Here is a 23,505-nt window from a genome sequence, read left to right on the forward strand (position 1 = left end):
GACAGGCGCTACGACAACATACCGCTCCGTCTCTCGCTTATCCGGCAACGATACCACATTCCGTTTGGGCTGGCCCGCATGGATTGTGGGAAGTGAAGCTGGCCTTATCCTGTATAATGAAGCGCTAAATAGTGGATTTTTGCTTAGGAAGACTAGATGAAAAAACTGTTGTTCCAATTCGACACCGACCCGCTTTTTTCGAGTTTCGATACCGTCGTGGCCTACGATGGCGGAGCCGACCGCGTGATCGGCCACGGGAACGTCACCCCCGATAACGTGGGAACCTTGGTCGACGGCTGCATTTTTACCCGCGCACCGAAAGACAAGAAAAAAACCGCCATATTCATAGGCGGCAGCAATATGGAAGCCGGCCAAAACTTGCTCGCGGCGGTTCAGAAACATTTTTTTCCTGGGTTTCAAGTGTCGGTCATGTTGGACAGCAACGGCAGCAATACCACGGCCGCGGCGGCGGTTGCCAAAATTGCCTCCAGCACCAGCCTCAAAGGCAAAAGTGCCGTGGTTTTGGCCGGCACCGGCCCTGTCGGTCAAAGGGCTGCAGCCATGATGGCTTTGGAAGGTGCAGAGGTCGCCATCACGTCGCGACACATTTTTAACGCGGAAAAAGCCTGTTTCGCGATGCAAGAACGTTTTGGGGTAAACATTACGCCGATCGAAGCCGCGGACTTGGACGCCCGCGCTCATGCGATTCAACACGCCAACATCGTCCTGGCCACCGGAGCCGCCGGCGTCGAACTGTTGAAAGAAGAGCACTGGCGGGACAATCCCAACCTGGAAGTATTGGCCGACGCCAATGCAACGCCGCCGGTGGGCATAGGCGGTACCGACGTGATGGATAAAGGCGAACCGCGCCACGGCAAAATCGTCTGGGGCGCCATCGGCTTCGGCACCTTGAAACTCGCCTTACATCGAGCTTGTATCGCCAAGCTTTTCGAAAGTAACAAGCAAGTCTTGGACGCGGAAATCATCTTCGCGCTCGCCAAGCAAATGGCTTAAGTCGGTCTAGGGCACACAATGTCTGCAGCAGCAGGGTCTTTGAACGCGTATAGCCTTGCCTTTTTCAAGGCCGGGGTAAACGCTGCCGACCCGGGGCTAGCGGTACGGCGCAGCTTAAGTTACTCGCAGGATCGCCTGACGTTAGCGCTGGCGGACGGTAGCATGCGTAGCGGTGCTTGGCGCAAAATTCATCTGATCGCGTTCGGCAAAGCCGCAGTTGCAATGGCCGCCGCCGCGCAAGCCGTCATCCCCGCCGAAAAGCAGGCTAACCCCGGATTGCTGGTAACCACTTACGAAAACGCTACGCCGTTGCCGGACTTCGAGCTGATGGCTGCAGGCCACCCGTTGCCGGACCGGAACGGCTTGGCCGCCGCTGAAAAAGTCGCCGCCCGCTTGCAAGCCGCTCAAAGCGGAGAATTGGTGTTGCTGTTGATCTCGGGCGGCGGTTCGGCCTTGTTGCCGTATCCGGTGCCGGGCGTCGATTTAAACGATAAAATCGGGACTACGCAATTATTGCTGCACAGCGGCGCCGACATCGGTCAGATCAATTGCGTCCGCAAACACTTATCGCTGCTAAAAGGCGGCGGCATGACCAAATTGGCCGCGCCTGCCGATTTGCACGCCTTGATACTGTCCGACGTGATCGGCGACGAAGTCAGCGCGATAGCCAGCGGCCCCAGCGTCGCCGATCCCACTAGTTACGCCGATGCAATTAGTATTCTCGATCAAACCGGCATCCGCCCAAATACGCCTCCGTCGGTGTGCGAACACCTGCGCAAAGGCGCGCAGGGCTTATGCGAAGAAACCCTGAAACCGGGAGATCCGAGGCTGGCGCAGACTTCCTACACCCTAGTCGGCAGTAACAGCTTAAGCGTAGCCGCCGCCGCTCGGTCCGCCGGACACGCAGGTTTTATCGCCCGCATATACCAAAAACAGCTTACCGGCGAAGCCCGCGAACTGGCTACGGCCTGGGCCGGACAGATCCAGGCGGAATTCGGCCGATTCAAGCTGCCTATGGCCTGGATAGCCGGCGGCGAACCCACGGTAACCGTAACCGGCCGCGGCCGCGGCGGGCGCAATCAGGAGTTCGCGCTGGCGTTTGCGATTGCCGCAGAAACGTACGATTGGCCGTGCGACTGGGTATTTTTAAGCGCCGGCACCGACGGCCGGGACGGCCCAACCGACGCGGCTGGCGCCATAGTCGACGCAAAAACCTTGCCCCGCATTCGCGCAGCCGGCATCGATCCTGGCGCCGCTTTACGGAACAACGACGCCTACACGGCGCTCGATGCCGCCGGCGCGCTGTTGAAAACCGGCGCAACCGGCACCAATGTCGCCGATATCCAGATTTTATTGTTATCCCTCTTTTCCGAATACCATCCCCACTAAGGAGCAGCGCATGTTCACCCCAGCCATGACTATCGAAGAATTCGACCCGGATTTATACGCGGCGATACAACAGGAACGCAAACGCCAGGAAGACCACATCGAATTGATCGCCTCGGAAAACTATGCCAGCCCGCGCGTTCTGGAAGCGCAAGGCACCTTGCTGACCAACAAATATGCGGAAGGTTATCCGGAAAAACGCTATTACGGCGGCTGCGAATATGTGGACATTGTCGAACAGCTGGCAATAGACCGCGCCAAGGCTTTGTTCGGGGCCGACTACGCCAACGTGCAAGCGCACTCCGGCTCGCAAGCCAACATGGCGGTATTCATGGCGCTGGTGCAACCGGGCGATACCATCCTAGGCTTGAGCCTGGCGGACGGCGGCCATTTGACCCATGGCGCCAAGCCCAATTTTTCCGGCAAACTTTACAACGCAGTGCAGTACGGGCTGAATCCCGCGAGCGGCGAAATCGACTACGAGCAAGTCGAAGCCTTGGCCTTGGAGCACAAGCCGAAAATGATAGTAGCCGGCTTCTCGGCCTATTCGCGCATTTGGGATTGGCAACGCTTTCGCGACATCGCCGACCGGGTCGGCGCTTACTTCGTGGTCGACATGGCTCACGTCGCCGGCTTGGTCGCGGCCGGGTTATATCCCAACCCGGTACCGATCGCCGACGTGGTAACCAGCACCACCCATAAATCCTTGCGCGGCCCGCGCGGCGGGCTGATTTTGTGTAAAAGCAACCCGGAGTTGGAGAAAAAACTCAACTCCAACATTTTCCCCGGCATTCAAGGTGGCCCGCTAATGCACGTGATCGCCGCCAAAGCCGTGGCATTTAAGGAAGCCATGACCCCGGAATTCAAGGCCTATCAACAACAAGTGGTCGCCAACGCCCGGGCAATGGCGGAAGTTTTCATGCAGCGCGGCTACGACGTGGTATCCGGCGGCACCGACAACCATCTGATGCTGGTATCGCTGATCGCCAAAGGCATCACCGGCAAAGCCGCCGACGCCGCGCTGGGCCGCGCCCACATCACCGTCAATAAAAACGCCGTGCCCAACGATCCGCAATCCCCCTTCGTAACCAGCGGCATTCGAGTCGGCACCCCGGCACCCACGACCCGCGGCTTCAAAGAGGCCGAGGTCCGGGAAATCGCCGGCTTGATGTGCGACGTGTTGGACCACCTGGACGACGACAGCGTGATTGCCGCAGTACGCACCAAAGTCGCGGATTTGTGCGCGCGTTTTCCGGTTTATGCCTGACTACCCGTATGCGGACGGTTCCACAAGGAGCCGTCCGGTCTTGACGCCAATGCCGTCCTCCGCACTCCACAGCACCTGCCCGATTTTCTATAGCTTTCGCCGCTGCCCTTATGCGATGCGGGCCAGATTGGCGCTTGCCAGTGCCGGAATCAGGGTGCAGTTACGCGAAGTGGCGCTACGAAACAAACCGGCCGCCCTGCTTGCCGCATCGGCTAAAGGCACGGTCCCCGTACTGGTCCTCGCCGACGGCCGGGTGATAGACGAAAGCTTGGACATCATGCTGTGGGCGCTGGATCGGCACGACCCGGAACGCTGGCTGACCGCTTGGACCTCAGCCGACAACGCCGACCTCATTAGAGAAAACGACGGCGAATTCAAACGCCATTTGGACCGTTACAAATATGCCGACCGTTATCCGCAGCATCCGCCGCAACATTACCGCGAACTCGGCGAAGTCTTCCTCGCCAAACTGGAAAATCTATTGGCAAACGCCGCATATCTAAGCGGCGAACGATTTGGCATTTCGGACGCCGCCATCGCCCCCTTCATCCGCCAATTCGCCGCCGTCGACCACGACTGGTTCGCCCGCTCGCCCTACGGCCGATTACGGCTGTGGTTACAAAACTTTGTCGATTCGCCACGCTTTCAAGCCAGCATGTCCCTCTATCAGCCCTGGATGCCGGACAGCGAAGCGCTGTACTTTCCCGCGTAATCTCGTTACCACCTATCGTCAACAGTCAATGGACGCAGCAAGCACTTTCGATTCGGCCTGCAAGCAATGCCCGCGTTTGGCCGACTTTCTCGACCAAGTCAAATCCCAATATCCAAGCTACCACGCCCGACCGGTTGCGCCGTTCGGAGCGTGCGACGCCCGGCTGTTGATCGTGGGGCTGGCGCCCGGCATGCACGGCGCCAACGCCAGCGGCCGGCCGTTTACCGGCGATTACGCCGGGATCCTGTTGTATCAAGCCTTGTACGATTTCGGCTTCAGCAACCAAGCGCAATCCACTGCCTTGGGCGACGGCTTGAACTTGATGGATTGCCGCATCACCAATGCGGTCAAATGTCTGCCGCCGCAAAACAAACCGACCGGCGAAGAGATCAAGCGCTGCAACGGCTTTTTAGCCGCCGAATTGCAAACCCTGCCGGCCGGAGCGGTGATTTTGGCCCTGGGCAATATCGCTCACCAAGCGGTACTCAGGGCTTACGGCTTGAAAGCCGGCGCCGCCGTTTTCGGTCATCATAGGCTGTTCGAATTGCCGGACGGCAAGCGCCTGGTCAGCTCCTACCATTGCAGCCGCTACAACGTGCAAACCAAACGGCTGAGCATGGCTATGCTGGCCGAGGTGTTTGCCACCGTTAAAACCTTGTTGCCGCCCTTGCCGTGATCGATAACAGCCCTCCCACGAATTTCGATCCGAAAGCGTTTCTACAAACCCTGACCCAACGGCCGGGGGTTTATAAAATGCTGGATCAGAAAGGCGAGATCATCTACGTCGGCAAAGCCAAAAATCTGAAAAACCGGGTTTCCAGCTATTTCCGCAACCAAGCCACGACTCCGAAACAGCAAGCCATGGTTGCCCGGATAGCCGGCATAGAAGTGACGGTCACCCATACTGAAGGTGAGGCCCTGCTGCTGGAAAGCCAGCTGATCAAACGTCACAAGCCGCGCTACAACATCAGTTTGCGCGACGATAAATCCTATCCTTATATCTATGTCTCCACTTTTCACGATTTTCCGCAATTGGCCTACCACCGCGGCGCCAAGAAACGCAAAGGCCGGTATTTCGGCCCCTACCCCAGCGCGGCAGCCGTCAGGGAAACCTTAAAACTGTTGCAAAAAATCTTCCCGGTACGCCAATGCGAAGACTCTTACTACAGCGCCCGCTCGCGCCCCTGCCTGGAATATCAAATCGAACGCTGCACTGCGCCTTGCGTCGACTTGATCACAAAGGAAGCCTACCGGCAAGACGTCGAAGACACCATTTTGTTTTTGGAGGGGCAAGGCGGACAGCTCATAGAGCAATTGGTACAAAAAATGGAACGGGCCGCGGCAAAACTGGAATTCGAACAAGCCGCGGCTTATCGGGATCAGATTCAACGCTTGCGTAGCGTGTTGGAGAAATACCGGGTCGAAGGCGAAAAAGGCGACGTGGACATCATCGCTTGCGCGACCAAAGCCGATTCGGCCTGCGTACAAGTGTTTTACATACGCAACGGCCAAAATTTGGGCAATCGGCAGTTTTTCCCCAAAATGGGCGACGACAACGAAGCCGCCGCGGTTTTGCAAGCTTTCATCGGTCAATATTACCTGGACAAAGCGCTACCTCAGGAGTTGATCGTCAGCCATCCGCTGCCGGAAACCGCGCTGTTGACCCAGGTACTGACCGAACAAGCCAAGCACCCGGTCGCCATTAGCCACAGCGTGCGCGGCGAGCGGCAAAAATGGTTGCAACTGGCCTTGACCAACGCAGACAACGCCTTGCAAACCCGCTTGGCCGATAAACAAGGTTTATACGCCCGCTTTTTAAGTCTGCAGCAAGAATTCAAGTGCGCCGAAGTACCCAAACGATTGGAGTGTTTTGACATCAGCCACACCCAAGGCGAACAAACCGTCGCCTCCTGCGTCGTGTTCGACCGCGAAGGTCCGGTCAAATCCGATTACCGCCGTTTCAACATCGAAGGACTTACCGGCGGCGACGATTACGCCGCCATTCACCAAGCCGTGTTTAGACGTTTCAAACGCCAGCAGCAAGGCGAGCACCCGGCCCCGGACATTCTGTTCATCGACGGCGGCAAAGGACAAGTCGCCGCGGCGCAAAAGGCACTGGCGGAATTAGAGATAAACAATGTTATGATAATCGGGGTATCCAAAGGACCGGACCGTAAAGCGGGCATGGAAAAAATCATCGTGCCGGGGCGGGATCATCCGGTCGACGTTACGCCGAACGCCAGCGCGTTGCTGTTAATTCAACACATTCGGGATGAAGCGCACCGGTTCGCGATTACCGGCCACAGACAACGGCGCGGCAAAGCCAAACAGCAATCCCTATTACAAGAGATTGCCGGTCTGGGACCGAAAAGAAGGCAAAGTTTGTTGAAGCAATTCGGCGGTTTGCAAGGCGTCAGCAATGCCAGCGTCGAAGCTTTGGCCGGCATCGACGGCATCAGTAAACAACTGGCGCAACGAATATACGATACGTTTCACCATCAAGATGGTAGTTAAATTTAATTTACCGACATATTTGACCTTATTACGGATTGCGCTGATCCCGCTATTGGCCATCGTATTTTATTTACCGTGGGAATTCAGTCGTATCGCCTGTACCGTCATTTTTCTGGTAGCCGGCTTGACCGATTGGCTGGACGGTTATCTGGCCCGCAAACTAAATTTGGAAACTGCATTCGGCGCGTTTTTAGACCCCGTCGCCGACAAGTTGATGGTGGCGTTCGTGTTGGTACTGGTCGTACAAGCGGAAGCGACTCCCTATCTGGCTATTCCTGCGGCGGTTATCATCGGTAGGGAAATTACTATCGCCTCGCTCAGGGAATGGATGGCTGAGATCGGCCAACGCGCCAAAGTCCAGGTTTCGCAGCTGGGCAAATGGAAAACCACGGCGCAAATCACGGCAATCAGTTTATTGCTTTACCGGGACGATTTGCTGGGTTTACCGATCAATCAAATGGGCTATTGGCTGTTATACTTATCCGCCGTCTTAACCCTATGGTCGATGGTTAATTACCTGGTTGCCGCTTTATCGACAATAAATAATAACAATTTAAACAACTTGTAAGGCGCACGCACCTTACTCACCGGTAAGAACAGCAGGTAAAGCTGTACATAACAACCATGGAACAAGAATTAGAAAACACTATTAACAACGTTCCGAGCCAAGACGAAGTCCTGCAAGCGGCACTCAAACTGTTCGCTCAAAAGGGTTATTTCAATACGTCGCTCGCGGACCTTAAAAATGCCGCCGGACTGGGATCCACCAATGCGGTCTATCATTATTTCAAAACCAAGCAGGCAATCGCGCAAACCTTGCGGGAAAACATTCTCGACAGCTTGAGTATTTCCATAGACGACATCCGGCGCAGAAACCGCAAAGCCTCCGAGCAATTGCGCGAGATCGTGGATTTGTTGTGCCGGCTGACCGACGACGCCCCCGAAATCGTGCAATTTCTGTTGTTCGTCAACGCCGAGGATTTCATGCCCGACGCGATGCCTCTGCTGGATACTCCGGCTTTTACTAAAATAAAACGTATTATTCAGAACGGCATCAGGGACGGCGAAATCCGAGCGATCGATCCTTTGCTAGCCTATTGTTATTTTTTTGGCATCATCAACCAAACGCTGTCCATGGTGTTGACCGGCGCTCTGCCGAAATCGGCCGACAGCTATCAATCGCAGGTCTGGATATCGGCTTGGGGATGCATCGCCAAAAAATGAATTGTGACCTCGTATCAATACAGGAGTGACGCATATGCTTAAAGACATCAAGATCGGCATGATAGGTTTAGGTTATGTCGGCTTGCCGCTAGCGGTGGAATTCGGACGCCGATACCCTACCGTCGGCTTCGATATCAATAAGCATAGGGTGGCGGAACTGCAATCCGGCAACGATCACACCTTGGAAGTCAGCCCCGAAGAACTGGCGCAAGCCACTCAACTCAGCTACAGCGCCGAGGTTGCTTCGCTAACCGACTGCAATATTTACATCGTTACCGTCCCCACGCCGATCAACGAACACAAACAACCGGACTTGACGCCTTTGCAAAAAGCCAGCGACTTACTGGGCAAAGTCATCAAAAAAGGCGATATCGTGGTCTACGAATCGACCGTGTATCCCGGCGCCACCGAAGAAATCTGCGTGCCTATTCTGGAAGCGGTATCCGGCTTAAGCTTTAACCGAGACTTTTTCGTCGGATACAGTCCGGAACGCATCAATCCCGGCGACAAGCAGCATAGAGTCACCAATATTCTGAAAGTCACTTCCGGCTCCACGCCGGAAATCGCCGACAAAGTCGACGCCTTGTATAAAAGCATCATCAGCGCCGGCACCCACAAAGCCAGCAGTATCAAAGTCGCGGAAGCGGCCAAAGTCATCGAAAACACCCAACGCGACGTCAACATCGCCTTGATAAACGAACTGGCGTTGATATTCAACAAGCTCGGCATAGACACCGAGGAAGTGTTGATCGCCGCCGGCACCAAGTGGAACTTTTTACCGTTCCGGCCCGGCTTGGTCGGCGGCCATTGCATCGGCGTCGATCCTTACTATCTGACCCACAAAGCCCAGGCCATCGGCTACAACCCCGAGGTCATCCTATCCGGCCGGCGCATCAACGACAGCATGGGGGTATACGTAGTCTCCCAGTTAATCAAATTGATGCTGAAAAAGCGCATTCAAATTCAAGACGCCAGGGTGTTGATCATGGGCTTGACCTTCAAGGAAAATTGCCCGGACATACGCAACACCCGCATTGTCGACATCGTCGCCGAACTAAAAACTTACGGCGTCAACATCGACGTTTACGACCCCTGGGTCAACCGCGACGAAACCTTCGAAGAATACGGCATCCGCCCGGTCAGCCAGCCGAGCAAAGGCAAATACGATGCTATCGTGCTGGCCGTCGCCCATCAGGAATTTAAGGAAACCCCTATCGACGAAATTCGTGCCTTGGGCAAACCGCACGCCATCATCTACGATTTGAAATATCTGTTTCCGGCCCACCAAACGGACGCGAGGTTATAAGGCATGCGCATACTGGTTACCGGCACGGCCGGTTTTATCGGCAATCATCTGGCTTTGCGCCTGCTGGAACGCGGCGACGAAATCATCGGCGTCGACAATTTGAACGATTATTACGACGTCAATTTAAAAAAAGACCGGCTGGCCAGACTCGCCGATTTTAACGCATTCACCGACGTGCGCTTGGATATTGCCGACCGCGACGGCATGGCGAATTTGTTCAAACAATACCGGCCGCAAAAAGTCGTGAATTTAGCCGCCCAAGCCGGCGTGCGCTATTCGCTGGAAAATCCGCACGCCTACATCGACAGCAACATCGTCGGTTTCATGAATATCCTGGAAGGCTGCCGGCACTACGGAACCGAGCACTTGGTTTATGCGTCCAGCAGTTCGGTGTACGGCGCCAACGAATCCATGCCGTTTTCGGTACACGACGTGGTCGACCATCCGATGAGCCTGTATGCCGCCTCGAAAAAGGCCAACGAACTGATGGCCCACACCTACAGCAATCTATATCAGTTACCGACTACCGGCTTGCGGTTTTTTACCGTCTACGGCCCGTGGGGACGTCCGGATATGGCCTTGTTCCTGTTTACCAAAGCCATATTGGCCGGCGAGAAAATCGACGTGTTCAACTACGGCAAACACCGCCGCGACTTTACTTATATCGACGATATCGTGGAAGGCGTGATCCGCACCTTGGACCACAACGCCCAAGCCAATCCGGACTGGAGCGGCCTTACTCCCGACCCCGGCACCAGTAAAGCGCCGTGGCGAGTCTACAACATCGGCAATCAGAGTCCTGTGGAATTGATGACTTATATCGAAACCTTGGAACATTTTCTAGGCAAATCCGCCGAGAAAAACTTGCTGCCGCTGCAACCGGGCGACGTTCCGGATACTTACGCCGACGTCGAAGCACTGGTTACCGACGTGGGGTATAAACCGAATACCAGCATACAAGTCGGTATCGAACGCTTCGTATCCTGGTACCGCGAATACTACCGTTGCTAAACGGTGTTTAGCCTATCTCAGCCAACAGTTGTTCCATCATACGGTGGGCTTGGCCGGCATATCCTCCGCCGAACAAATTGAAATGATTCAAAATGTGGTACAGGTTGTACAGGGTTTTTCTAACCTTGTAACCGGCATCCAACGGAAACCCGCCTTGATAGGCGGCATAGAAATCGGCGCCGAAACCGCCGAACAATTCCGTCATCGCTATATCCGCTTCGCGGTCGCCGTAATAGCAGGCCGGATCGAAGATAACCGGATTGCCCTGCTGATCCCTTGCGGCATTGCCGCCCCATAAATCGCCGTGCAGCAAGGATGGCTGCGGCCGGTAGCCGCTGAACAATGCGGCACAATTTTGCATCAACTTTTCGCCGCTATCCAACAACTGCTTGGGACACCCATTGCTCGCCGCGAATTGCAGTTGCCGGCCTAAGCGCTGTTTGCGCCAAAAGCCCACCCAATCGTCGTCGCGCGCATTGAACTGCGGGGTTGAACCTATGGTGTTGTGCATGTGCCAGCCAAAAAACATTTGCGGCAGGCCATGCAAGCGCGCCAATTGTTCGCCGAGTTTGCCGGCGCCGGACCTTAACGCATCCAGCTCGATAAATTCCAGGATCAAATAAGCTTGAGTGCCGAATTCGCCATGCGCGACCACGGACGGCACTTGCACGGCGCCGGATTCCGCCAATTCGGCCAAACCCGCAGCTTCGGCCACAAACATGGACAATAGATCGACGCGATTGAACTTGATGAACCAGTCGGTGTTTTCAGCCTGCAAACGGTAAGCGGCATTGATGTCGCCGCCGCCGACACTGGTAATTTTGTGTTTGGCCAGATTGCGACCGGTTTCTTCGCTGATGTGTTTGACCAATGCCGGCGATAAAGGCATGCTGCCTCCTCTATTTACCCCAACTATCGCGTAAGGTAACGGTACGATTAAATACCAATTTGCCTGCCTCGCTTTCCAAACTGTCCAAACAAAAATAGCCGGTACGTTCGAACTGATAGCGGCAATCGGTTTGCGCCGCCGCCAAACCGGCCTCCACCCGACACTCCGTCAAAATTTCCAAGGAGTTGGGATTCAACGCATCCAGGAAATTATCCAAGGTATCCGGATTGGGGTGGCTGAACAAGCGGTCGTAAAGACGAATTTCCGCCGGCAACGCATGTTGTGCGGATACCCAGTGAATGACGCCCTTCACTTTACGGCCTTCCGGATTCTTTCCCAGGGTCGCCGGGTCGTAGCTGCAACGTAATTCCACGACCTTGCCGTCCGCGTCTTTGATCACCTCGTCGCATTTAATCACGTAGGAACCGCGTAGACGCACTTCGCCGCCGGGCTGCAACCGTTTGAAATCCTTGGGCGGATTTTCCATGAAATCGTCCTGTTCGATCAAAATCACTTTCCCGAACGGCACTTCCCGACTACCCATTTCCGGCTTTTGCGGATGATTGGCCATTTGGTAGGTTTCGGACTTTGCCTCATCCCAATTCGTGATGATTACCCGCAGCGGCCGCAAAACCGCCATAGCCCGTAGTGCACGTTCGTTCAAGTCTTCACGGATGCAGTTTTCCAACACCGTCATCTCTATCCAAGAGTTTTTCTTGGTCACCCCGATACGCTCGCAGAAATCGCGGATGGCTTCCGGCGGTACTCCGGCCCGTCGCAACCCGGATATCGTCGGCATGCGCGGGTCGTCCCAGCCGGATACGTGCTTTTCGTTAACCAGTTGCAGCAGTTTGCGCTTGCTGACGATGGTGTACTCCAATTGCAAGCGGGCAAATTCGATTTGTTGCGGATGGCAGGGGGTTTCCAATGTATCCAATACCCAATCGTACAGCGGCCTATGGTCTTCGAATTCCAAGGTGCAAATCGAATGGGTAATACTCTCCAGCATATCCGACAAACAATGCGTGTAGTCGTACATCGGATAGATACACCAGGCGTCGCCGGTTCGATGATGATGCGCGCGGCGGATCCGGTAAATCACCGGATCGCGTAGGTTGATGTTCGGCGCCGCCATGTCGATTTTGGCGCGCAGCACGTAATGGCCGTCGTCGAACTCGCCGGCACGCATGCGCTGAAACAAATCCAAATTGTCCTCGATACTGCGATTTCTGTCCGGACTTTCTTTGCCGGGTTCAGTCAAAGTACCCCGGTCGGCGCGCATTTGTTCCGCGCTGGAACCATCCACATACGCCCTGCCCATCTTGATCAACTGCACGGCGTAGTCGTACAGGGTTTCGAAATAATCCGAGGCATGGAACTTCCCAGCCCATTCGAATCCCAACCAGGCAACGTCTGTTTCGATGGATTCCATGTACTCGACGCTTTCTTTCTCGGGATTGGTGTCGTCGAAACGCAGATTACAGGTGCCGTTGTTTTCCGCCGCCAAGGTAAAATTCAAGCAAATCGATTTGGCGTGGCCGATATGCAAATAGCCGTTAGGTTCCGGCGGAAAGCGCGTGGCGACTTTGCCGGCGTTTTTGCCTGCCGCTAAATCTTCGGCAATGATATGACGGATGAAATTGGCTGGAGCAAGGCTTTCGCTGGTTGACATGTGAGAGGTGCAAAAGTGAATGAACGCTTGCATTTTAACGAGTTTGCTTGGAAGGCGTAAAGGCGGCTGGCGGACTGATGGGCCTAACGGCGCCGCTTGCCTCGATTCTAACCGTCGTTCAGGCAAGCATGCCTGCGTTCGCCGCAAAGCCGCTAACACGGTTTCGAACTACGCCGCCGACACAGCAACCCGTGCGGGACAAACGCCGCCGGAGCGAATCGCGGATCATCCTATCCCACAAGCGCGCCGACCGACCGGTATAGAAACCGGCCGTTCGCCCGCGTCAACCGTCGCTTCAACCGGTATGCTCGGCTAAATACTGGTTTTTTAATTCGATGTAATGCTGATAGGAATATTCTAAAAACGCCTTTTCTTTCTCGCCCAATTCCCGAACCGGCCGCGCCGGCGCGCCGACGTACAAGTATCCGCTTTCTAAGGTTTTACCCGGCGATACCAAAGCGCCGGCCCCCAACATCACGTAATCTTCGATTACCGCACCGTCCATGACGATCGCGCCGATACCGATCAAACAACAATTGCCGACCGTACAGCCGTGCACGGTCGCCCTATGCCCTATCGTCACCCCGCGACCTATCGTGAGCGGGAAACCGCTGGCCGAATAGTCGCCGGCGTGGGAAACATGCAACACGGAGCCGTCTTGCACATTGCTGCCGGCACCGATGCTGATCGACTCCACATCGCCGCGAATCACCACGGTCGGCCAAACCGAAACATCGTCGCCGATTTCCACAGCGCCGATCACCTCGGCGGACGGATCGATAAACACTCTCTCCCCGATTTTAGGGAGTTGCTGGTTAAAGCTACGAATTGCCACATAGACTCCTGTTGTTTGCCATACTTGTAAAAACAATGTTACGCAATTACGCAAGGCTACACCACATCCAAGGAGTCGCGATGCCCATCCTAGACGGCCTGAAACGGCAACTGCGCTCGGTTATCGAGTGGCAAGAATCTGATCCCGATATACTTTTTGCCCAATGGAGCGAAAACGGCGACGAAATCAAAAATGCCTCCAAATTGATCGTCGGTCCGGGCCAAGGCTGCATTTTCGTGTACCAAGGCCAAGTAAAAGCGGTGATCGAACAACAATGCCTGATCAATTTGCAAACCGATAACGTACCGTTTTGGACCACCATCAAAAAATTCATGCAATTTTTCGAAAGCGAGCACAAAGTCGGCCTCTATTTTTTCCGGACCAGCAAAATCCTGGACCAGAAATGGGGCACCAGCTCGCCCATAAAATATCAAGACCCGGCCTATCATATTCCAGTCGGTCTGAAAGCTTACGGTAATTTTAGCTATCAAATCACCGACCCTAATGCGTTTTTCGTCAACGTGGTCGGCAGCCACGGCCAAATCCGCGTCAGCGAATTTCGCCCGGTCATTTCCGCCCGCATCGTGCAGCCGATTAGCGATTACCTGGCCGAATGCGGTTACAGTTTTGCGCAAATCGACGCCAACCGGGAAGAAATCGCCCGCGGCATCGGTATAAAACTGGCGATGGCCTCGCGTAAACTCGGGTTCGCTATCGGCGATTTCAGGATAGAGGGTACCGATTTCGACGACGACACCTTGCGCCGCATCAACCGAATTGCCGATGTCACCGCCGAAAACCAAGCGGCCCGAGCGGCAGGCGTAGACTATGCCGAATTACAACGCTTGGAGGCGGTCAGAGACGCGGCGCGCAACGAAAGCGGCGCAGCCGGAGCCGGCGTGAGTCTCGGTGCCGGGGTAGCATTGGGACAAAGCATGTTGCAAGGCACGCAATCCTCCGCCACACCCCCTGGCGCAGACCAAGACGACATCAGCGTCAAGCTGGCAAAATTGAAACAGCTTTACCAAGCGCAATTGATTTCCGACGCCGAATACGCCGCGAAAAAACAGGAATTGCTGGAAAAATTGTAACAATGGCCAAATGTCAAACCTGCTCGGCGCCGCTGGCGGCTAACACGCAAATCTGCCTGTACTGCGGCGTGCGAAACGATGTCGATCTGCACGGTAAACTGGCTTATCAACCGGCCGGCATACAACATCATCGAATTTGCCCGCAATGCGACCTGGAATTACAGACCATCGCACTCAGCCTAGCGGCCGCGCCCTTGGAACTAGACCGCTGCCCAAGCTGTTTCGGCTTGTTCTTCGATCCGGGCGAAGTGGAAATATTGCTGGACCATGCCGACTCTCCGGCCATACAAACCAATTCCGCCTGGCTGGACAACATCAACCTTGAGCGTTTTCCGAAAGACAAAACGGTGAGATACCTCAAATGCCCGGTCTGCCGGGAATTTATGAAACGCACGCTGTACGGTCACCGCAGCGGCGTCGTCATAGACCGCTGCATGCCGCACGGTATTTGGCTGGATCCCGGGGAAATCAGCCATTTACTGGAATGGCAAACCGCCGGCGGACGGCTGATAGACGAAAAGAAAAAACAACAGCGTCCGCAAAAGCCGCCGGCTCGCCAGACCCGCTACCGAACCGGCGATGACAACTCAACCGGCTATAGCGGCAATTGGGGCGACGAAAACAATCTGATCCAAACGGTAGCGGATTTAATTTTCACCCTGTTCCGATAACTGGTGCAGCATTTCCGGCAGGAAGAACTCGGCCACCAACAACGGTTGCCGGTGTATGCCGTAAAGGGTGCGCCGCCCAAAAACCGCCTGTTCGCCCAAAAAACGCAACCGCACCGCAGTCGACCATTGCGCCGCCGTCGCCAGACTGAAATCGCGCTGCGTCAATGCCAAATCCGGATACGAAAAAATCACTTCTCCCAAAGGGCGCGTACCCAAATGCGATAAATTTCTCTGCGCGATTTTAATGGTCGCGGCCGGTAGCACCGTCCGCGCCAAAACCAACGGCACCCCGTCGGCGTGCAGCAACACCTCGCGGATCAATTGGTATCGGCTATGAGGCACAGCCAATTGCCGACATTCTTCCACGAAAGCCGGCTGCCATTGATGAAACAACAAACTGACCGCTACATTGGCACCGAAATACCGGCGCAAGCGCTTAGTCAGCGAACCTTGTTCCTGCAGCCAGGGTTGCAAAATCGCAGGCGCTCGAGAACCCGCATTGCCGATTCCCGCAGACCATCGCGGCGAACGCAAAAATAAATAACTATTGTGCAAGGTAAAATTTTACGTAACGGAAAAACCGGTTATTCTACCGAAACCTAAGTCGATTTTCGCACTGCCGCTCGATCTATCGGAATGGCCGCCAATAAGCTAGCGAAGCGCATGCCGCATACCGGCAGGCTTAGATAGCATCCTGAAAGCGGGCCATTACCCGAATAAAAACACATTAAGGGCGGGAACGGACACCCGGTTGCGCGACCGAAGATTATCATCGCGAAACCGTATCGCTCCCGTCACCACCTTCATCGTTAATCAGGAGGAAGACTCACCATGTTTATGCCGCCGGAATTTCTGCAAGCCGTGATCGTGGGCTTAACGATCTTGATTCCCACCTTGTTGATTTACCGCAAAGCCGGCTTGAATCCCGCCTGGGCTGCCTTGGTATTTTTACCGGGATTCGGCTTGTTACTGATTTTTATACAACTCGCCTTCATGCCTTGGCCTAATGCCGGCAAGGAGTAGTCATCATGTTCTATGCAATAGCGCCGATTTTTGCGATGTTCGTGTTGTGGCTGGGTTACAAAATCTTGCTGAAAGCCGGCCTGGACGGCCGTTGGACCTTGATTTTGCTGGTACCTATCGTCAACATCATCATGATCTGGATATTCGCATTTTGCCGCTGGCCGAATCTGCGCTCCGATGTGAAACAGGATTTATGACAGAGGATCGCGGCAAACCCTCAGGTATTGATAACCGAAGGCAAGTAACAAACAATGCATATGTATCATTCCAGCCTACCGCTTTTCGCTACACTTCCGGCGTCGGCGGAATTCCACATTAGGCAACATAGTCATGGCAACAGCTGAACAGCTCTACCCGCGAATCCTTCGGCGCAACCTAGGAGCCAGCATAGACGGCATTGTGTTGCCTGTCTCAGCTGTTACTTCAATCTATTTGCTCGCTGTCGCAGGTATTGAGAGTGGCCGCCTTAAGGCGGTCGCTGCAGTGCTTGTCATTCTTGCCTTAGAACCCTTTGCAGTAGGCATTTACCGGCGGTTCGGTTGCTCATCATCTGGTAGGGATCCGCGTGCGTCGCGTTTCTTCTAACTCTAATATTGGGATTGGGGCCGCCTCGATTCGGTTTTTGGTTAAGAGCATTACCGGTCTACCCGCATTTCTTTTTGTTCTAACGACAAAGCGGCGTCAAGCATTGCACGATGTAGTAGCCGGATCGGTTATCGTCTACAGAGATGATCGGCTAGTTTTAGACCATGAGATTCTCCCTGAACTAACACGCCAAGAAGAGCACAACGTTTATCTTAGCGTTGGCGCCGACTCCTGGTTATTTTGGTATATTGGTTCGGCTGCTATTTCATTTGGGGCATAACGGTAGTCGCCCTTTGCAGCAAGGATGCGTGCTCCGAGACTGCGACCATCGTCATGATGGTCGTTACTGTTATGACTCTGGTTGGCCTTGTCGCGCTGACCATCCTTGGCTGGAAAGGATACCTATATGGGGCACGCCGTCAGCCTAGTGGCGCCTAAGGCCGTAAAGTGGAACCGGTTTACCGGGGTCCGCCGCAATAATGATGGCGTTACCCATTTGATTTGGCGGATCGCCTAGCCGCATACGCCCACAGGCTCAATTTGCTCCGGCAAAAACTCGCTAGGCACAAACCCATGCCGAATTTGAGGTTCTGAGAGCTTTTTCGCTTAATGCCGGAAGACTGCGTCCAACGGGACCCTCGAGTACATACCCGCCGCGATCGTCCACGAACAGCCTCTTGACTGGAACAATCTACCTGATAAACTCAGCGGCCAAAGACATCCGAGCCTTATTGAAAAAATCGACCGCCAATATCCGATTGTCACTTCAACTATGCCTGATTTTCCGAAGAGCCGGTAATCTGCTTGAAAAGGCGGTCCAATATCAAGCCGACCTAGCGGATTTATTTGATATTCATAAATTTAGACAACGGAAAGACATGCCTTTTACAGGCATTTCGGATAGGGCCGGGAGCAGCAATTAAAGCATTAACCGGCCGCTATTTTAGTTTGACAGTCTTCGGAATTTATCAGTGATTATCGACTTAGAGCCGCTAATTCGTATTTTAAGCCATGATGACATCTTGCACCGCTTTACCCATACCTATATAGGTGCGTTCGCTATAGGTTTGTTTACTCTCTTCATAGGCACAATAGTATGCCAATGGTTACTCAGCACCTGGAATGCCTGCTCGAATTTTAAATACTTGAAATGGCTACAAGTAAAATCAAGCCTTACTTGGTTTTCGGCGTCAACGGGCGCGTTTATCGGTACATTTTCACACGTAGCCCTGGATAGTATTATACAGGGCTGATATGCAACCGTTTTGGCCTATTAGGCCGGATAACGGATTATTAAATTTCATACCTGCGGCTTGGGTATACTTACTGTGCCGTTTGGGAGTAATTGGACTAATTAGCCCGTTAGTCAAAAGCTTATGGGATAAATGGGTAATCAAAATTGAATGATTAGTACCGGTAAACTAAGAAATTCCCTGTTATTTATTTCACCCACGTTCGTTTAGGCGGAATGGCCGCTTAACTATCCGTTGGGCCACCACAAAACGCTCCAAACGCAGCCATTTTATTTTAGGGTACTTCAATGCAAGCCGCTGTAGCTGTATTCGGAATTCTCAGATTTCCACCCGAGCAGATGCCAAAGGTTCGCCCGCATCTACGAACCTTGGTCGAAACGACCTACCGAAGCGATGGCTGTATTGCCTATGACGTAGCGGAAGATCCGTTTGATCCCGGGCTTATTCGTTTTTCCGAACTATGGCCGGATCACGAAAGCCTTGCTCGGCATCTTCAGGCGCCGCACATCGAACCTTGGCGAACGGTTGCTAACAGTTGCGGCTTGATTGAACGAAGATTCACCGCATATGACATCACCGGTTCACGCAGTGTTTGAAGGAACTTACAGCCAATCAATCATGGCCGGACCTGCGCTACGTTATATGTAATGAATAAGCAATTCATCCTTGCAACGCTGGTGACCGGACTTTTGCTATTCGGATGCCGGAAACACAACGGAGAACATGAGTACCTATCAAGAAAGTGGAGCGGCGAAAAAATTATTGAGGATCCTGACTCACTCACTAAAGAACAGCTGGATCGGGTAGAGCATATACTCCGCTACTACGGAATCAAATAGCGGCGGATTTCCGATCTGAGATTACTGCTGAAGACTCGATAGACGCCGATACGTCATGGAATTTCACCTCAAAGGCCAATCATACAAAATAGCTTATGGAACATCATATTTATATTAAATAAAAAATATTTTATTATCGCGACAAAGAAAATTCAAGATACGCAAATACTCCCGTTCAACTTACTCATAATTTACAACCTCTTTGGAGCATTAAGGAATGATAATCGCCTCAAAAAAAAGAAAAATTCTTGCTATTTATATAGACTTACTGTTATTTCTTACCTTCAAGGAGTTATTCGAATATTTTTTCGAATCTGTTTTACCGTTTTTAGCTTGGATTATAGCCTTTGGATTAATTCTTTATATGTCGAACAAATTTTTACCTTCCCCGGGAAAACATTTCTTAAGCATAGAGAAAGATAATACTGTAGAGCCAATTATTTATGAAAATGAAAGCTGGCTTACCCTCTTACTCGGTGTACTATTAATTCTTGAAGGTACAAAAAATCTGGTCAGATGGACCGAATTTATGGTGCCCATGCCTTTTTTCGGGATTTTTATTGATTCCGCAGCGCAAATTATTTTTAGTGTCATTGCAGGAATTCTGTTCCTGCTTTCAGGCTATCTGATTTTAAAGCTGAAAATGCCTGGATTATTGCTGGGAATTGGCATTACCATCGTTACCATCGTATCCAGCCTATTAAGCTGGGATTTATGGGATCCATTTATTACCCAAATGGTGGAAGCCAGAAGGAACTTTCAGGATATTCCTGTAAGAGAAAGTGAAGTTGAATTTATGAATATGATTTATCCGAAAATGATCATTGTAATTGAATTCATTTATTTGATTGCTATGATATTGTCGATGCAACGCTTTAAATTGGCTTCGCGGCCCGCAACCGAAGATGACCGCTAAGTCAACTTGATTCGGTCCAGCAACGTCAGGTTCTTATGCCGGCGATTGAATACCGTCAAAATTCTCCCCTGGCATCCGCGGATATAGCGGCAGTTTTCGATGCTTCCGGCATTCGCCGTCCCAGCGCCGATTTGGCGCGGATCGAGCGTATGTTTGCTAATGCGAACCTGATTTTCTCCGCTTGGCATGAGGACAAACTCGTTGGGGTATGCCGCGCCCTGACCGATTTTAGTTATTGTTGCTATCTTTCCGACCTCGCCGTGGACAAGGCTTTTCAAAAACAAGGGATCGGCCGCGAGCTGATTGGCCGCGTTCGCCAAGCCATTGGGGAGGAAGTGGCGCTTATCCTGATATCGGCCCCCGAAGCCACGGAGTATTACCCCAAGATCGGCTTCGAGGAAGTGCAAAATGGCTTCATGATTAAACGCAGCCGGTAATTCCAAGGATCAGACGAGACGGTCGCTATCACCGTTTCTTGGCGCTACGCTATCCGTCATCAACCTGTTTTTGAACAGTTTTTCAAACTCCGGGGCCGGCAGCGGCTTTGCGAACAGAAAGCCCTGGCCGTAATCGCAGCCGATTTCTACGAGCAAGGCCAGTTGATCCCGAGTTTCCACGCCTTCGGCAATCACCTTGAGACCCAAGGCATGCGCCATACTGACTATGGCTTTGGATAGCGCGAAATCCGTTGCGTCAAAAGTTAAGTCGCGGATGAACGAGTTATCGATTTTTAGGTAATCGATAGGAAATTTATTCAGATAAGACAAAGCGGAGTAACCGGTGCCGAAGTCGTCTATGGCTATTTGCGCACCCGCTGCGCGGAGCCGCAACAAGCGGTTGCGAATAGTCGGATGGTTTTCCAGCAGCAGACTTTCGGTAATTTCGACGACTACATTTTTACAGTCCGTATCCATCGCCATCAGCCCTTCCTGCCACTCGGCATGATTGCGGTTGCTGTCTTTAAATTGCGCAGGCGATTGGTTGACGCTGATTTGGAAGTCTGCTCCGGTTAAATGACGCCATTCCTTTAATCGGCTCATGGCTTGCTTAAATACCCAGTCGTCTATGTCCTGAATCAGCAAGCATTCTTCCGCTACCGGAAGAAACTGCGCCGGATCGATATAGCCACACGTGGGATGATTCCAACGTAACAAGGCTTCGGCTTTTACGATACAACCGCTTTGTAATTCCACTATCGGCTGATAATGAACTTCGAATTGTCGGGTATCGATAGCCGCATGGAGGTCGCACGTCAGCTGCAGCCGTTGATCGGCCTCGTGTTGTAAGCTGGCGGTAAAAAAACAAAACCGATTACGACCTTGTTTTTTAGCCGCATACATCGCCTGATCGGCCTGTTTGAAGAGTAGCTCGGAAGTCTGTCCGTCGTCGGGAAAAACGGTTATGCCTATGCTGACCGAGATGTAAGCGGGCTGCTCGCCCAGGTAAAACGGCTTGGCTACGCACTCGATCATGTCGCGCACAACCCGCAATATGTCCGAGCCGTCGTTTAAATGGGTTAACACCGCAGTGAATTCGTCGCCGCCCAATCTGGCCACGGTATCGGCTTCGCGTACGCAACGCTGCAAGCGTTTGGCGGCCATTTTCAACAATTCGTCGCCGACCTGGTGCCCCAGGGTGTCGTTGACGTCCTTAAAATGATCCAGATCCATGAACAACAAGGCGATTTTGCTTTCTTCCCGTTCCGCCCGTTTGAGTTCCCGCTCCAATAAGTCCAAAAACATGGAACGGTTCGGCAGTCCGGTCAGCGGATCGAAATTGGCTTGCCGCCAAATTGTCGCTTCGGAGCGTTTTTTTTCGGTAATGTCGGTGAACAGTGCCACGCGCTGGCTAACCTGACCGTCGTCGGTAAAGATGGTGTCGATTTTCAACCACTCCGGGTAAATTTCCCCGTTCTTGCGACGGTTCCAGATTTCCCCTTCCCACTGGCCGGTGGTATACAAGGAGTGCCACATCTCTTGATAAAACTCAAGATCATGTTTGCCCGAACTCATGAAATTCGGATTTTGCCCCAGGGCTTCTTCCGCCGCATAGCCGGTCAGGCGCGAAAAAGCCGGATTGACCGAGACGATTCGGTTGGCGGCATTTGTGACCAGCATGCCTTCGCGGCTATTGGAATAAACCAACGCGGCTAGCCGCTGCGATTCCGCCGCCGACTTCAGCGCGGTAACGTCTCTGACGACGCCGTGCCATATGCTGCCGCCATCCGCTCGCAAGATAGGATCGGACGACAAACTGATCCAACGTATGCGGCCATGCACGATAAAACGGCCTTCCCAGCGAAAAGGCGTGATATGGGTACGGACATATTCGTTTCGTTGTTCCAAGCCGGCCAGATCGTCGGGATGAACGGCGTCGAAAGCTAAGCGATAGTTTTTCAACACCTCGGCAGCGTCCAGGCCTAAGATATGGCAAAAACGCGGACTCACATAAATGAAGCCCATGTTGCCGTCGGCACCGAATTGCCAACTATAAATGCCGTCCGGAATGTTTCTGATCAACTGAGCGTAACGCTGTTCGCTTTCTTGTAAAACCCGTTGGGTGTTTTCCAAACGCTGCAGCGCTACCGCCATGTCGGCGCGGGTCGCCTGATCCGAGAGCAGCAAATTTTCGATTTCGGCTTCCAGATTTCGTGCGGACGGAGACACGACGAATTCGTCGTAAGCGTGGCCTTTGGCGACGAAATGCGTTTGCGTGGCCCAGCAGTTACATCCGAACAATTTGCCGCAAATGCCGGCCAATTTGCCGGCCAGCATGCCGCTGCCCCAACACACGCCCAAGGCTTTTTGGTAAGCGCCTTCCCAGTTGTTGAAGGCTCTAAACACGCATTGTTTTTTTTCCGGGGAATAGCTCACCAGTTGCCAATCGCCCCAGCCGGCGACTTTGGCATTCAAATTCAACTGGGCGAAGCCTTCGGAGAAATCCGCATATTCTTGAATCAACAACCAATCGGATTCCACGCTCTTGCGGCCTTCGGCCTGCAACGCCAAACTGAACCGCTCCGGACCCACCATGGACGCCACACCCGACATCAAACCGGCCAAGGTAGAGTCTATCCACATCATCGCGACCGGAATATCTCTAAACGTACAGCCGCCGGTTCGCGTGTTCCAGGAAATTTCTATGCCGTCGACATTGATGGCGCTTTGAGATTCGCCGGATTGTAATGGGGCTGGCGTCGAAATAGGCATAGCGGAGTCGGAAGCCGGTAATTGTTAATAAATTTGTTCACCAAGGTAATGCCTGCATGATGTGAATTAGTGTAGTGGCTTTTGTTAG

22 protein-coding genes and 1 pseudogene are annotated in these 23,505 nt (G+C 53.2%); 18 read left to right on the forward strand and 5 right to left on the reverse strand.

Translation table 11 applies throughout. The annotated features are described in order from the left end of the window. Positions 1-156: 156 nt before the first annotated feature. From AB0A83_RS13975 to AB0A83_RS14020, 10 genes are read left to right on the forward strand one after another with little or no spacing between them, the layout of a single operon-like run. Positions 157-1,014: an NADP-dependent methylenetetrahydromethanopterin/methylenetetrahydrofolate dehydrogenase gene (locus tag AB0A83_RS13975; RefSeq protein ID WP_367154503.1), complete on the forward strand. Its 858-nt coding sequence runs from the start codon at positions 157-159 to the stop codon at positions 1,012-1,014. Between the two features lie 18 nt (positions 1,015-1,032). Beyond that, entirely contained in the window at positions 1,033-2,403 is a 1,371-nt protein-coding gene (locus AB0A83_RS13980; RefSeq protein WP_367154504.1) for a glycerate kinase, read from the forward strand. A gap of 10 nt (positions 2,404-2,413) precedes the next feature. Next, on the forward strand, positions 2,414-3,667 hold the full coding sequence (gene glyA, locus AB0A83_RS13985) for a serine hydroxymethyltransferase (RefSeq protein ID WP_150049410.1): 1,254 nt from the start codon (positions 2,414-2,416) through the stop codon (positions 3,665-3,667). Beyond that, a complete protein-coding gene (locus AB0A83_RS13990) occupies positions 3,660-4,379 on the forward strand; it encodes a glutathione S-transferase (protein ID WP_367154505.1) in 720 nt (239 codons plus the stop codon). Before glyA ends, AB0A83_RS13990 begins: the two co-directional genes overlap by 8 nt. A 28-nt stretch (positions 4,380-4,407) precedes the next feature. Further along, positions 4,408-5,055 carry a uracil-DNA glycosylase gene (locus AB0A83_RS13995; RefSeq protein WP_367154506.1) on the forward strand — a complete coding sequence of 216 codons (648 nt, stop codon included), beginning with the start codon at positions 4,408-4,410 and terminating at the stop codon, positions 5,053-5,055. Next, positions 5,052-6,893, forward strand: a complete 1,842-nt coding sequence (gene uvrC, locus AB0A83_RS14000) for an excinuclease ABC subunit UvrC (protein ID WP_150049416.1) — start codon at positions 5,052-5,054, stop codon at positions 6,891-6,893. Before AB0A83_RS13995 ends, uvrC begins: the two co-directional genes overlap by 4 nt. Next, positions 6,883-7,461, forward strand: coding sequence for a CDP-diacylglycerol--glycerol-3-phosphate 3-phosphatidyltransferase (gene pgsA, locus AB0A83_RS14005; RefSeq protein ID WP_150049418.1), 579 nt, complete (start codon positions 6,883-6,885; stop codon positions 7,459-7,461). Before uvrC ends, pgsA begins: the two co-directional genes overlap by 11 nt. 56 nt (positions 7,462-7,517) lie before the next feature. Next, a complete protein-coding gene (locus AB0A83_RS14010) occupies positions 7,518-8,117 on the forward strand; it encodes a TetR/AcrR family transcriptional regulator (RefSeq protein WP_150049419.1) in 600 nt (199 codons plus the stop codon). 34 nt (positions 8,118-8,151) lie between these two features. Continuing rightward, entirely contained in the window at positions 8,152-9,423 is a 1,272-nt protein-coding gene (gene tviB / locus AB0A83_RS14015) for a Vi polysaccharide biosynthesis UDP-N-acetylglucosamine C-6 dehydrogenase TviB (RefSeq protein WP_150049421.1), read from the forward strand. A 3-nt stretch (positions 9,424-9,426) separates the two neighbouring features. Further along, the gene (locus AB0A83_RS14020; protein WP_367154507.1) at positions 9,427-10,434 is read left to right on the forward strand and encodes an NAD-dependent epimerase; all 1,008 of its coding nucleotides are present in this window, start codon (positions 9,427-9,429) and stop codon (positions 10,432-10,434) included. Positions 10,435-10,441: 7 nt separating this feature from the next. On the opposite strand, the gene AB0A83_RS14025 is transcribed toward AB0A83_RS14020, so the two are convergent. From AB0A83_RS14025 to AB0A83_RS14035, 3 genes are all read right to left on the reverse strand, one after another. Then, the gene (locus AB0A83_RS14025; protein WP_150049425.1) at positions 10,442-11,323 is read right to left on the reverse strand and encodes a fructosamine kinase family protein; all 882 of its coding nucleotides are present in this window, start codon (positions 11,321-11,323) and stop codon (positions 10,442-10,444) included. Between the two features lie 10 nt (positions 11,324-11,333). Continuing rightward, entirely contained in the window at positions 11,334-12,995 is a 1,662-nt protein-coding gene (locus AB0A83_RS14030) for a glutamine--tRNA ligase/YqeY domain fusion protein (protein ID WP_150049427.1), read from the reverse strand. A 295-nt stretch (positions 12,996-13,290) separates the two neighbouring features. Next, positions 13,291-13,830 carry a gamma carbonic anhydrase family protein gene (locus tag AB0A83_RS14035; RefSeq protein WP_367154508.1) on the reverse strand — a complete coding sequence of 180 codons (540 nt, stop codon included), beginning with the start codon at positions 13,828-13,830 and terminating at the stop codon, positions 13,291-13,293. Between the two features lie 80 nt (positions 13,831-13,910). Here AB0A83_RS14035 and AB0A83_RS14040 point away from each other — a divergent pair, with 80 nt between their 5' ends. Both AB0A83_RS14040 and AB0A83_RS14045 read left to right on the forward strand, forming a co-directional pair. Further along, positions 13,911-14,921, forward strand: a complete 1,011-nt coding sequence (locus AB0A83_RS14040) for an SPFH domain-containing protein (RefSeq protein ID WP_150049431.1) — start codon at positions 13,911-13,913, stop codon at positions 14,919-14,921. A 2-nt stretch (positions 14,922-14,923) separates the two neighbouring features. Next, a complete protein-coding gene (locus AB0A83_RS14045) occupies positions 14,924-15,592 on the forward strand; it encodes a zf-TFIIB domain-containing protein (protein ID WP_367154509.1) in 669 nt (222 codons plus the stop codon). Here AB0A83_RS14045 and AB0A83_RS14050 read toward each other — a convergent pair. Further along, complete coding sequence (locus AB0A83_RS14050) at positions 15,569-16,147, reverse strand: chorismate lyase (protein WP_150049435.1); 579 nt, start codon at positions 16,145-16,147, stop codon at positions 15,569-15,571. The genes AB0A83_RS14045 and AB0A83_RS14050 overlap by 24 nt on opposite strands. Positions 16,148-16,423: 276 nt before the next feature. Here AB0A83_RS14050 and AB0A83_RS14055 point away from each other — a divergent pair, with 276 nt between their 5' ends. The 6 genes and pseudogenes from AB0A83_RS14055 (at position 16,424) to AB0A83_RS14080 (ending at position 20,645) form a co-directional block, all read left to right on the forward strand. Next, complete coding sequence (locus tag AB0A83_RS14055) at positions 16,424-16,615, forward strand: hypothetical protein (RefSeq protein ID WP_150049437.1); 192 nt, start codon at positions 16,424-16,426, stop codon at positions 16,613-16,615. A 5-nt stretch (positions 16,616-16,620) separates the two neighbouring features. After that, positions 16,621-16,812 (forward strand): hypothetical protein, encoded by a 192-nt coding sequence (locus AB0A83_RS14060; RefSeq protein ID WP_150049439.1) that lies wholly within the window; start codon positions 16,621-16,623, stop codon positions 16,810-16,812. 341 nt (positions 16,813-17,153) lie between these two features. Next, a pseudogene (locus AB0A83_RS14065) lies at positions 17,154-17,480 on the forward strand (RDD family protein); the annotation flags it as partial. A 1,260-nt stretch (positions 17,481-18,740) separates the two neighbouring features. Then, positions 18,741-19,049 carry a putative quinol monooxygenase gene (locus AB0A83_RS14070; protein WP_150049445.1) on the forward strand — a complete coding sequence of 103 codons (309 nt, stop codon included), beginning with the start codon at positions 18,741-18,743 and terminating at the stop codon, positions 19,047-19,049. A 460-nt stretch (positions 19,050-19,509) separates the two neighbouring features. After that, positions 19,510-20,208 (forward strand): hypothetical protein, encoded by a 699-nt coding sequence (locus AB0A83_RS14075; protein ID WP_367154510.1) that lies wholly within the window; start codon positions 19,510-19,512, stop codon positions 20,206-20,208. Between the two features lie 35 nt (positions 20,209-20,243). Continuing rightward, positions 20,244-20,645, forward strand: a complete 402-nt coding sequence (locus AB0A83_RS14080; protein WP_150049451.1) for a GNAT family N-acetyltransferase — start codon at positions 20,244-20,246, stop codon at positions 20,643-20,645. A gap of 9 nt (positions 20,646-20,654) precedes the next feature. On the opposite strand, the gene AB0A83_RS14085 is transcribed toward AB0A83_RS14080, so the two are convergent. After that, positions 20,655-23,417, reverse strand: a complete 2,763-nt coding sequence (locus AB0A83_RS14085; RefSeq protein WP_367154511.1) for an EAL domain-containing protein — start codon at positions 23,415-23,417, stop codon at positions 20,655-20,657. Between the last annotated feature and the right edge of the window lie 88 nt (positions 23,418-23,505).

This window comes from Methylomonas sp. HYX-M1, from assembly GCF_040741385.1.
In the GTDB taxonomy this organism is placed as follows: Bacteria; Pseudomonadota; Gammaproteobacteria; order Methylococcales; family Methylomonadaceae; genus Methylomonas; species Methylomonas rhizoryzae.